Here is a 9,463-nt window from a genome sequence, read left to right on the forward strand (position 1 = left end):
CTAAGGGTGGTTACATCCTGAAAGATTGTGAAGGCAAACCAGAGCTTATCCTTATCGCAACTGGTTCTGAAGTTGAGCTAGCGGTTAGCGCTGCTGCTGAACTAACAGCTGAAGGCAAGAAAGTACGCGTAGTATCTATGCCTGCTACTGACGCATTCGACAAGCAAGACGCAGAATACCGCGAGTCTGTACTTCCGTCTGACGTTACAGCACGTATCGCAGTAGAAGCTGGCATCGCTGACTTCTGGTACAAATACGTTGGCTTCGGTGGCAAAATCATCGGCATGACAACGTTTGGCGAATCTGCACCAGCAGGCGAGCTATTCAAGATGTTCGGTTTCACTACTGAAAACGTAGTAAACACAGCAAAAGAGCTTCTAGCTTAATCTTGATTACATTGTCCCGCCCTTAAATGGGTGATGCATACTAAAAGCCCCGCATGAAAATGCGGGGCTTTTTTGTATCTGTTGTACCGTCCTAAATATGGTTGAAACATTTCCAACATGAAATTGGAGAGTGTCATGAAAACAACAAGTAGACGTACTCAATGAGATTATTCTCTTGCCTTTAAATTGGCAGTCGTAAGTCAAGTTGAAAAAGGCGAAATGACTTCTAAGCAAGCTCAAGAACGTTATGGGATCCAAGGTCACTCTACCGTTTTAGTTTGGCTTCGCAAACATGGTCAACTAGATTGGTCTAAAGAAATAGAACAACCGAGAGCGTTAGAAGCGACTATGTCAAACTCTTACTCAGCTCAAAGCTGAGTTCTTTGATGCGGCTCTAAAAGTCATGGATCGAGATTTCGGAGTCCGAATCTCAAAGAAGCGTAAGGCCGAGTTATTAAGGAAAAAACGGTCAGAAAACGGACCGTCACTAAAGCTTGTCACTTCATAGGTATTACACAACAAGCTTTCTACAAACGGTGTGTTGCAGAAATTCATCAGACAAAGAAAGATGAATCAGTGCTCGGTTTTGTGAAGGAGCAAAGGATGATGCACCCTCGAATAGGGACTCGTAAGATCAAGTATTTACTTGCTCAAAACGATATTGAAATCGGGCGAGACCGCTTATTCTCTCTGCTAAAAATGAATCGATTATTAGTGTAGAATCGAAGAGCTTATCATCGAACCACAAACCGTAATCATCGCTTTTACTGCCCAAATCGAATCTAAGAAGGCTTAATACCGGAAAGGCCAGAGCAATTATGGGTTGCTGATATTACTTATCTAGCAACACGGTGTGGTAGTACTTATCTCAGTTTAGTGGCAGACGCTTACTTAAGAAAAATCGTGAGCTATCACATAGGTGATGATATGAAAGCTCGCACAGTAAAGCAGGCCTTTTTAAACGCGTTGAAAGAGCAGAAGAATACAGGTGAGCTTGTACATCACTCAGATCGAGGTGTTCAGTACTGCTCTGTTGAATACCAAGAGTTGCATCGACAGTATGATGTATCTTGCTCAATAATTGAGGCTATGACTGTTATCAGAATGCGTTGGCAGAGAAGATCAACGTAATACTGAAGATGGAGTGTCTGTTGAATAAGCCTAATGATTTTGATGAAGCAAAGAAAATGGTCGCCGAATCAGTAAAAATCTATAATGAATATAGGCCTCACACAGCTTTAAAATACAAAACGCTCGGTGAAATACATCGAGCGTTTCAGTCAAACAAGTGTTAACCCATATCAGGACGGGTCATGTAGTCTTAACCCTTGTAGTTTCTTACTCGTGCCGCTTCTGCTTCACGCTTGTCGACGACCGTTTTACCGATTGGCGCCAATGAGATAACCGCAAGCTTAAGGTGCTGAATCGCAAACGGAATACCGATGATAGTAATGAAACACGCTACTGCTGACATGATGTGACCAATCGCCAACCAGATTCCAGCAAATAAGAACCAAATAATGTTACCAATCAGACCTAGTGGGCTGGTACCGATGTCAGTTTCATTGGTCAATTCATCACGTGAAATCGCTTCTTGACCAAATGGGAAGAATGAGAAGTTACCCATTACAAAACACGCTCTACCCCATGGAATACCAACGATGGTGAGGAATGCGAGCAGTCCGAAGAACCACCATGCCAATCCCATAAATACGCCACCAAATAGAAACCAAATGATGTTTCCTATTGTTCTCATGTTGTCTTCTCCAAATCTTTGAATGCTGTTTATCTCATATGCCGAGTAAGGCAATACTTGTTCTAATAGGTTCATTATTGTTGAACCTTTATGAACCGTTTATGAATCACTTACATTTTATGTGATTGATACACGCCACGAAACGCCAAATCCGCATAGGGCTCATCGATTTTATTTGATACCATGCTCTTAGATTTTTAGTACCACAAAGCTAAACAGCTACAATAGCTGCAACAACTAATTGAAGGCCGAATTTATGAACAACACTGAGCAACCTAAAAAGAAAATGAAAAACTGGGTGCCAATCGTCTTCTTCGGACTTCTCAGCACAGTCCCAGTGTTCATGTTCTTAGTCGACGTGTACATCAACCAGTATATGTAACAAGACCCCGCCATCCTATCGGCGTAAAAATGAATACAGGAAACATGTCCTGTATTCATCTCAGTTAAATCACTTCTACTGTAATTAATTCAACTCTTCTGCGATCAAATCAACTCTTCGTTAATTAAATCAGCTCTTCGCTAATAAAATCCAATATGTCGATCAGCTCATGATCTGGCAAGTTTAGTAAGTTATCACCCACATACCATTCAATTTTACATTGGTTTGGCAACTCACTGATCGCTGGGTTTCCTATCCAAATCTTGTGTTTCTTCGCTATGTTATCTCTCACAATAATGCCGTCTTCATAGCTCACAGGCAAATAGAGGTGAAGCATGTTTACTTGGGGTTCCTGCGGGTTCACTTTGAACTGCGGGTAATCTTGTAAGATTTGATAGATTTGCTTAGTACGCTCATACAATGCTGGCATCAACTCAATCCGTTGATCAAACTGCATTGCTGCCGAAACCACGTAAGGCGTGTGATGATAAACATTTCCGCCCTGACGCTTCATCCATGCCGAAGCTTTTGCTACGAAAGCCTTGTCACCTAATAAGAGTGACCCCCCAAGACCGTTTAACCCTTTGTACAGCGAAACATAAGCCGTCTCGAACCCCTTAGCAATTTCGCTGTATGGTTTTCGGTAATACGCGCCGCACTCCCACAAACGAGCACCATCCATATGCAGATGGATCGATCGTTCTTTGCAGTACTGCTTTATCGCTTCAAGCTCTTCCCACTCAGGCAGCTGACCACCAATCTCTCGCATCGGTAGTTCATACAATGCCGCGGCAATCTCATCAGGCCAAGCCTTTAAGTCGTCGACATTCCAAGTGCGAAATACATTACCAACCGGAAGTACATTGAAACGGTTCTGGAGCTGATACCCTTGTCGTTCATGGCGCATAATATGACTCGACTCATGCATCGCTACTACTGGGCTTCTTTTCTCTTGGCAGGCAATTTCTAATGCTGTGGGTTGGTTCATGGTGCCGGTAATCACAAACACGGCGGCTTCATAACCAATCAGCTCTGCGATCTTATTTTCAAAGCTCTCGATAAACTCGCCATCACCGTAGGTGTCGTGCGACACATCATGTGTTTCGCACCATTCAGCCATTTGTGCGAAGGTTTGGGCTGGTGTTGGATCTAGGTGACCGGAAAGCAACAAATCACATTGTTGACGCAAGTCTATGCTCATAGTTTTTCCTTTATTCATTGTTGTTCTATGTCGGGTTATTGGATTATTTGCGTTACCCGCCAACGGTGACATAAAATGCCCATATTCGCTTTTACTATTCGTGAATAATTAGTTTTACTCAGTCATCGGCAGCTTGTGCCGGAAATACTCAAATTGACGGATGTTTTATATACTTAGGTACCTAAAAACACACGCATCTCAATAGATAAGTATGGGCTAATTCGTTGTTGTTCAACCATTCTTCTATTATTGTATATCTATAATTCCAATAAATATTATTCGTTAATGGACAAAGAGGGCTATATGTCGAAAAATCGAGTCTTGGTGCTATTCGCCCACCCTTCTCAGCATCGCTCTGAAGCTAACAAACCCTTATTTGAGCAAGCCAAGCGTATTGAAGGCGTCACCTGTGTCGACCTCTATGCTGAGTACCCAACCTTCAAGATCAACATCGACCGTGAACAGAAACGCCTGTTGGACCATGACATCATCATTTTTCAATTCCCACTATATTGGTACTCAACCCCCGCGATTCTTAAAGAATGGCAAGACCTTGTTCTCGAATATGGATTTGCTTATGGCACCGACGGTAATGAACTGCAAGGTAAAAGCTTATTATGCAGTATCACCGCTGGTGGCAAGAAAGATGCTTATCAAACTGATGGCTATAACCATTTCACCATACGTGAACTGCTTCACCCAATCGAACAAACCGCTTCTTTGTGCGGCATGAACTACTTAGCTCCATTGGCTTTGTTTGGTTCACGTACTGCGTTGGAAGAAGGCCGAATTCAAGATCACGTAAACAGCTATAAAACGCTTTTAGAGGCTTTTGTTGCTGGCGAAGTCGACCTTAAAAAGGCAAGCAAGGCTGAAAAGCTAAACCATTACGTTGATGAACTGATGAGCAGAGGTTAAATCATGACAGGATATTTTCTACAAGCATTTATCTATTTGCTTGCCGCAGTCATCGCGGTCCCTATCGCCAAAAGGCTTGGTCTTGGTTCTGTACTTGGTTACCTCATTGCAGGTGTTGTGATTGGCCCAATTATCGGTTTGGTTGGCGAAGAGACGACAACCATTCAACACTTTGCCGAGTTCGGCGTGGTTATGATGCTGTTCTTAGTTGGGCTTGAACTTGAGCCTAAGATGCTTTGGGCAATGAGAAACCGCCTTATGGGATTGGGTGGTCTGCAAGTTGGCGGCACTACCGCGATTGTTATGGGTATTGCTCTGTTCTTTGGGCAGCCTTGGACGATAGCACTCACCATCGGTTTGATCTTCGCACTGTCATCTACCGCGATTGTTCTCCAAACCTTTAATGAGAAAGGGCTCTCCAAGACAGAAGGCGGCAAGAATGCTTTCTCGGTCTTACTGTTTCAAGATATCGCCGTCATTCCGATGTTGGCATTCATCCCTCTATTGGCGTTGCCAGAATTAATCGAAGCTGCGCAAAGCGCGGTCGCTTCGGCTTCTGATCACCATGAAGAGTTGAGTCTTGTTGCTGGCCTACCCGGCTGGGCTTATGGCCTTGTGATTACAGCATCTATTGCGATTGTTGTGGTCGGCGGGCACTTCTTGAGTCGTCCACTGTTCCGCTTTGTGGCGATCTCAGGCCTACGTGAAATCTTTACTGCAACCGCGCTGATGTTAGTTATTGGTATTGCGGCACTGATGAGCCTAGTCGGCCTGTCACCCGCTTTAGGCACCTTCCTTGCGGGTGTGGTTTTAGCGAACAGTGAATTCCGCCACGAACTTGAGTCTAATATCGACCCATTCAAAGGGCTGCTACTTGGCTTGTTCTTCATTACGGTAGGTGCGGGCATCAACTTTGATGTTCTATTCAACGACTTTGGTTTGATCATTGGCCTCACTCTTGGCGTTATGCTACTTAAAGCCTTGGTGTTGTTTACATTGGCGTTAATCTTCAAAATTAAAAATAGCGACCGATGGTTGTTTACGTTGAGCTTGGCGCAAGCCGGTGAATTCGGTTTTGTACTACTTAGCTTCTCGGCTCAAAACTACGTATTGCCTGCTGATATAGTCCAAACTTTGTCGTTGGTTGTTGCCCTTTCAATGTTCCTAACACCAGGCTTATTCATTCTATTTGATAAAGTGATACTTCCTCGTTACGAGCAAAAGTCTAACGATCGAGAGGCCGATACTATCGAAGAGAAAGGCACGGTGATCATTGCTGGTATTGGCCGATTCGGCCAGATTGTTAACCGCTTATTGGTGTCGAATGATGTCAATACTGTGGTTCTGGATCACCAAGCCAACCAAGTCGATTTGTTACGCTCCATCAATATCAAATCTTACTTTGGTGATGCAACTCGTCATGACTTATTACATACCGCAGGTATCGAAGAAGCAGCAATGCTTGTCGTCGCTATCGATAACCAAGACTCAAGCGTTGAATTGGTGAAGTATGTTAAACACACCTACCCTAATGTGAAAATCTTAGCGCGTGCATTCGACCGTGGTCACAGTTACCGCCTACGAGAAGCCGGTGCAGATTCTGTAGTCTCAGAAACGTACCACTCGGCACTCGAAATGGGCGCAGAAGCCTTGCGTTCTTTAGGTCATCACCCATTCTTCGTTGAACAGCAAAAATCAACGTATCAACGTGTTGAAAGTCGTAAGTCCGAAAAGCTTTACCAAGCTTGGTCTGACGCTGAGGAGAACCCACGTTACGACAACAACTACCGACAAATCTTCATTCACCTTGAAGAAGCAATGAAAGAAGACATGAAGAAGGACCGTTCAGACAAGCACTCACGCTCCGAACGAGGTTGGACACCACCGCCAAAAGGTTATGCCGACGGCTTTGAGGAAGAACAATCCTAACCAAGTCTAAATACAAGGTTGAGCAACCATTCAAAAAGCGGCTTATAAGCCGCTTTTTCTTCGCCTAACCCACGCGAAGTGCCCTATCAGTACGAAGAACGGATGCTGGAATCGGTAATCCACAACATTTATGTGATCTACCTATAATTTTTAATTTCTACTCACATAGCAAAAATGAATTCATTTTTTACATTATTGAAACATTCCACCCTTGCATAAACCACAGTATAAAAATGGCTATATATGCACTCCATCTAACCATTCGAACATCGAGTCGATTTATAGCGACCACTCTCTAAGGCTTGAATTACATTGCATATATCTAAACACGCCTCACAAGTCGCCACCAAAACATTCACAAGAGCAATAATTAATGCTCCGCATTCACAAATTCAAACCGTAAAAATTAACACAAACGTTTCAAAGTATGTCTATCGTTACAGTTTGTAACGTATGCCAGTTGTCGGTATAGTCCTGCACTTCAAAAAGTGAGGCGGTTGCGCTCACCTTAAAGGAGATAATAATAATGATTACTAATGATGCTGTAATAATGGGCATGTTAGCTGTTATTCTTGGCGGTGTTTTTATCACGGAAAGTAGCCAAAATAGCGCACTGAAAAAATTCTACTCGTTCGTTCCGGGTCTATTGCTCTGTTACTTTGTTCCCTCATTGCTGAACAGCTTCGGCATCATCGATGCGTCAAACTCAAAGCTATACTTCGTTGCAAGTCGCTACCTATTACCGAGTGCACTCGTTCTTCTGATCATCTCAGCAGACCTTCGTAAAATATTTGGCCTTGGTTCTAAAGCCGTCATCATGTTCCTAACTGGTACTGTCGGCATTATCATTGGCGGGCCTTTAGCGATTCTAATCATCGACCAAGTTAATCCTGATCTTGTGTCTGGCGATGTATGGCGTGGCCTTACAACTGTGGCAGGTTCTTGGATTGGCGGCGGTGCAAACCAAGCAGCAATGAAAGAAGTGTTCGAGGTTGATGACCAATTATTCTCTGCAATGATTACGGTTGATGTTATCTGTGCGAACATTTGGATGGCCGTGTTACTTATCATGGCAGGTCGTCAGAAGAAGATTGATGCATGGTTAAAAGCAGATACTTCATCTATTGAAGAGCTAAAAGAGACGGTTTCTAAATACCAAGAAGAGAACGCTCGCCCAACAACCACAACAGATCTCATGAAGATCACGGGAATTGCGTTCGGTCTTACCGGCCTAGCTCACTTATTCAGTGACCTAATCGCACCTTGGATCTCGACCAACGCTCCAGAACTCGCGAAATACAGCCTTACATCAGGCTTCTTCTGGTTGATCGTAATGGTAACGACGTTCGCGCTCATCGCTTCATGCTTCAAATCAACACGCAGCCTTGAGCACAGTGGCGCGTCTAAAGTTGGCTCGGCATTCATCTACATCCTAGTTGCAACCATCGGTATGCAAATGGATGTGACGGCTATCTTAGACAACCCAGGCTACTTCTTCATTGGTATCACATGGCTAACTATTCATGCCATTCTAATGATTGTGATGGCGAAGCTTATCCGTGCACCACTGTTCTTCATGGCTGTCGGTAGCCAAGCTAACGTTGGCGGCGCAGCATCGGCTCCTATCGTAGCAGCTGCATTCCACCCAGCATTAGCGCCAGTCGGTATCCTAATGGCTGTATTGGGCTACGCTCTAGGCACATACGGCGCCTACATCTGTGGTCTCATCATGCAGGCTGCGGCGGGTTAATAAAAGCGCTTCAATGCAGTAACACAAAAGGCTGAACGATCATCGTTCAGCCTTTTTCATTTCTACTCTTCCACTCTTAGATTAATCAAACAAAGACGCCAGCTTATTTTCCACTACAGGACTGATATTAAAACTCAACATAAAATCCGGACGTGTCTTTTCATCTTTCTCAATATAATAGTTCGCTTCAATGCCGAACTTCCAAGGACGTCCATTCAACAACGTTGTTTTAGTGACACTTATATTTAGTGGAACTTCTGTCTGATCCTTATTCCAGTCATATGAGAATGTCGGCGCAGAGCCAATCGTCCAACCTCCTCCTAAGATCTCAACCCAAAAAACTTGTGTCGATGTCTTGTTGATTCGAGTATCAGAATGGTCAGCCCCGTCTCCAGAAACACCATACAAGTGATTTGGGAACACACCGACAACTCGTTCACTACTCGCCTTCCCGACCATAAACTCTGGCCCGACAGCAAATTGATCCGCCGTTAAGTCACTACTGCCCGTTGGCAAAGAAGCAAAGAGACCGAAAGCGACGATAGTCCCACCTTCCATTTTAGGCGCATAAGCTAAATCAAATGAGATGTCAGTAACGCCTGACTGATCCATATGTTGGGAGCTTGTCGACGTATCCATATTGAAATCATTCTGAACATAAGAGATAGCCGGGCGGAAGATGACTTTGTCGCCATTATCCATTGGAAACGGCAACGTCGGCTGTAATACAGTCGCGAAAGCATCCCCTCCACCATCGTAACCACCTGAATACTGAAGCTTTAAATTAAGGCTAGCGTAAGCTGTGTTTGGGTTTGCAAGTTCCTTTGCTGCCTGTTCTGCCGCTTGATCGCTTTCAGATTTCGAAATGTCGACCTTAGCGCTAGCAAAATTCGGCGTTAATAATAGTCCAGTTATTATCAGTGCAAGTGGTTTACAAGCCATGAGCCCTCTCTTCAATAGTGAAACAATAAGGTGTAACTGCTTATTGAGTATTTTAGAGATTACTGGGCAGTAAAATGGCCATTAAGTGACAGAGGAAATTTAGTTGAGAAGAAGAGAACTAGATACAAAAATGCCCCAAATCTTATATGGAATCCACGTATTTACAAAGTGATTTAGCAATTAAAGTTAAGATGCGGTC

The 9,463-nt window shown here is 43.8% G+C and carries 8 protein-coding genes and 1 pseudogene; 6 read left to right on the forward strand and 3 right to left on the reverse strand.

Going from position 1 to position 9,463, the window contains the following annotated elements; translation table 11 throughout:
• Window positions 1-386 (forward strand): transketolase C-terminal domain-containing protein (locus ED652_RS23140; protein ID WP_301951208.1); only part of this gene is annotated, 386 nt, incomplete at its 5' end.
• Between the two features lie 186 nt (window positions 387-572).
• A pseudogene (locus tag ED652_RS23145) lies at window positions 573-1,681 on the forward strand (IS3 family transposase).
• Between the two features lie 26 nt (window positions 1,682-1,707).
• Here ED652_RS23145 and ED652_RS23150 read toward each other — a convergent pair.
• Complete coding sequence (locus tag ED652_RS23150) at window positions 1,708-2,142, reverse strand: YccF domain-containing protein (protein ID WP_017111843.1); 435 nt, start codon at window positions 2,140-2,142, stop codon at window positions 1,708-1,710.
• A 256-nt stretch (window positions 2,143-2,398) separates the two neighbouring features.
• On the opposite strand from ED652_RS23150, the gene ED652_RS24125 reads away from it, so the two are divergent.
• Complete coding sequence (locus ED652_RS24125; RefSeq protein ID WP_017060906.1) at window positions 2,399-2,524, forward strand: hypothetical protein; 126 nt, start codon at window positions 2,399-2,401, stop codon at window positions 2,522-2,524.
• Window positions 2,525-2,648: 124 nt separating this feature from the next.
• On the opposite strand, the gene ED652_RS23155 is transcribed toward ED652_RS24125, so the two are convergent.
• A complete protein-coding gene (locus ED652_RS23155) occupies window positions 2,649-3,725 on the reverse strand; it encodes a low specificity L-threonine aldolase (protein ID WP_122056302.1) in 1,077 nt (358 codons plus the stop codon).
• 303 nt (window positions 3,726-4,028) lie between these two features.
• Here ED652_RS23155 and ED652_RS23160 point away from each other — a divergent pair, with 303 nt between their 5' ends.
• From ED652_RS23160 to ED652_RS23170, 3 genes are all read left to right on the forward strand, one after another.
• The gene (locus tag ED652_RS23160) at window positions 4,029-4,643 is read left to right on the forward strand and encodes an NAD(P)H-dependent oxidoreductase (RefSeq protein WP_102455204.1); all 615 of its coding nucleotides are present in this window, start codon (window positions 4,029-4,031) and stop codon (window positions 4,641-4,643) included.
• 3 nt (window positions 4,644-4,646) lie between these two features.
• The gene (locus ED652_RS23165; protein WP_122056303.1) at window positions 4,647-6,572 is read left to right on the forward strand and encodes a monovalent cation:proton antiporter-2 (CPA2) family protein; all 1,926 of its coding nucleotides are present in this window, start codon (window positions 4,647-4,649) and stop codon (window positions 6,570-6,572) included.
• Between the two features lie 526 nt (window positions 6,573-7,098).
• Window positions 7,099-8,322, forward strand: coding sequence for a DUF819 domain-containing protein (locus ED652_RS23170; RefSeq protein WP_017111839.1), 1,224 nt, complete (start codon window positions 7,099-7,101; stop codon window positions 8,320-8,322).
• 81 nt (window positions 8,323-8,403) lie between these two features.
• Here the strand turns inward: ED652_RS23170 and ED652_RS23175 are convergent, their stop codons facing one another.
• Window positions 8,404-9,264 (reverse strand): hypothetical protein, encoded by an 861-nt coding sequence (locus tag ED652_RS23175; protein ID WP_122056304.1) that lies wholly within the window; start codon window positions 9,262-9,264, stop codon window positions 8,404-8,406.
• Window positions 9,265-9,463 lie beyond the last annotated feature (199 nt).

It is taken from the genome of Vibrio sp. Evd11 (assembly GCF_900382755.1).
GTDB classification, from domain to species: Bacteria; Pseudomonadota; Gammaproteobacteria; order Enterobacterales; family Vibrionaceae; genus Vibrio; species Vibrio lentus.